Origin of the sequence: Ruegeria sp. MALMAid1280 (assembly GCF_049195285.1) — a bacterium.
In the GTDB taxonomy this organism is placed as follows: Bacteria; Pseudomonadota; Alphaproteobacteria; order Rhodobacterales; family Rhodobacteraceae; genus Ruegeria.
Map to the genome: position 1 here is coordinate 1 of NZ_JBMIRT010000019.1, position 1,364 is coordinate 1,364.

A 1,364-nucleotide genomic window follows, 5' to 3' on the forward strand; every position below is an offset into this window, starting at 1 on the left:
CTCAACAACATCATTGAACAGGATCACCGCTTCATCAAACGAAGGATCAGACCCATGCTGGGCTTCAAATCTTTCGCTTCAGCCGCATCTGCCCTAGCCGGTATCGAATTGGTCAACATGATCCGCAAAGGTCAATTCACACCCGGACTCTCCCCGTTTCAGCAGTTTGTTCAACTGGCAGGGTAAACTGCTCACCAATTCCACTGATGCTCTGCCATCTAAACAGTTTGCGACAGAACCGTTCCAGCTTCTGCATTGTGTGATCCAGCGCCTCCAGTGCACGGGGCATCTTCAGGCCGACAAGCGCGCTCCGGATCCGGTCGAGTGTTTCGGTCATCACACACCTCCCGCGGCCAGCCGTTGACTGACCGCGTCATAGAAAGCCAGTGACCGTTGAGGCACGCCCTTTAGTCGTTGCTGCATGGGGCGCGGTGGCGGGGCTTTGCGATGCGCGGGGTCAACCCGGCGCCGGTTGCGTCCTTCCAGCACCGGGTGGCGGGCGATACAGACGCCGTCTTCAAAGATGCAGATTTCGTCGACGTGGTTTTGCACTTCCTCGGTACGCTTGCGCATTGTCTCCGGCACCGAATAGTGTGCAGCCTCATCTGACTGGTCCAAATTGATTGTTAGTGCATCATCGGCCTGTGATCCATCGGGATGATGGTTTCGGGCACGCTGGGATTTTCCGTCGTCAGAGTCCTTCGAAGACCGTGGACTGTTTTTCCACGCTGAAGCAGATCCGACTGGAAGTCGGAGAGTTTCCGCCAAGGCGTGGACACTAATAATCCAGCATCCTCATTCCACCTCCTTAAGAGCCTCGATAGCCGATGCGACGTCCTCGTATTTTTGTTGCGCCCGAAGCTCTCTGATTTTAGCCGCGGCTTGTGCCAAGCCCAACTGGCGACCTTCTTCAAAGGCACGATCGCGCCACTCGATCAAGGTTTCCGGATCCATTCCACTTGTGTTCACCATGGCTCACTCTGTTTAGTTCTTGTCAATTAACCGTGATAGTTTGAAGGCTTCGCTCATGACCTTTGAAAATTACCACGTTGGCGATCTGATCTGATGGATAGTGTACTTCCGGATGAAGTTCACCCCATTTTTGGCCTGTGTTTAGGTTCTGTTGCGAAGTTGCTTGCTGAGTGCAGCTGTCGATCCGCATACACGGATTAAACAGCCAATTCTGCGAATTGACGAAACGGACAGATTCCGGGCGACAATTGGGGTTGTGTCGCAAATTTTGAACTGAGATTGACGAGCACTCAGGTTTCGCAGTCTCTTCCCGTCGAATAGTTTTCGAACAGGTATTAAGTATGATCTCTCTGAAAGGCTGCCACTTTCCCAAGGATGCAGTTCTTTACGCT

General features: G+C 52.9%; 3 protein-coding genes. 1 reads left to right on the forward strand and 2 read right to left on the reverse strand.

Features of this window, described 5'->3' with window-relative positions:
• Window positions 1–186 (forward strand): DDE-type integrase/transposase/recombinase (locus ACOQFT_RS00255; protein ID WP_421596069.1); only part of this gene is annotated, 186 nt, incomplete at its 5' end.
• A gap of 150 nt (window positions 187–336) precedes the next feature.
• Here ACOQFT_RS00255 and ACOQFT_RS00260 read toward each other — a convergent pair.
• Together ACOQFT_RS00260 and ACOQFT_RS00265 are read right to left on the reverse strand one after the other, a co-directional pair.
• Complete coding sequence (locus tag ACOQFT_RS00260) at window positions 337–585, reverse strand: hypothetical protein (RefSeq protein WP_421596071.1); 249 nt, start codon at window positions 583–585, stop codon at window positions 337–339.
• A 210-nt stretch (window positions 586–795) separates the two neighbouring features.
• The gene (locus ACOQFT_RS00265) at window positions 796–954 is read right to left on the reverse strand and encodes a hypothetical protein (protein WP_421596070.1); all 159 of its coding nucleotides are present in this window, start codon (window positions 952–954) and stop codon (window positions 796–798) included.
• Window positions 955–1,364 lie beyond the last annotated feature (410 nt).

Bases quoted from the DNA above. Each gene is read 5' to 3' on its own strand.
- ACOQFT_RS00265 (WP_421596070.1), bottom strand. From the start codon at position 954: ATGGATCCGGAAACCTTGATCGAGTGGCGCGATCGTGCCTTTGAAGAA.